Origin of the sequence: Bacillus sp. TL12 (assembly GCF_022625245.1) — a bacterium.
Lineage (GTDB): Bacteria > Bacillota > Bacilli > Bacillales > Bacillaceae_G > Bacillus_A.
The window spans coordinates 1-297 of the sequence record NZ_JAJJBY010000246.1; the positions used below are offsets into that span (position 1 = coordinate 1).

Annotated in this window: 1 pseudogene; it reads right to left on the reverse strand. The window is 38.7% G+C overall.

What is annotated here, in order from left to right:
• Positions 1–297: pseudogene (locus tag LOK41_RS28775) on the reverse strand (transposase); the annotation flags it as partial.

A 297-nucleotide genomic window follows, 5' to 3' on the forward strand; every position in this document is an offset into this window, starting at 1 on the left:
GGTTCGATCATGTTGTTTACCTGGACCCGTATGAATATGTAGGAACTGTCCACTTAATAGATCATACTCAAGTTGAATTTTCACCCCCCGCTGTATGGCTACATCCTCCTGCACCCGGATAAATGAATGAAAAGGAATCCGGGAGTTGAAATGCGGTTGAATCTAAAATACGAATACGCTTGAAAACAGAAGTATATGGAGAAGAAATCGGCATAGATGAGGTCAATTTTTGGTTTAATAGTTCAGCTAATATGTGTTGTAAAAATTGAACGGCCGCTTTATTAAATCGTTGATTCA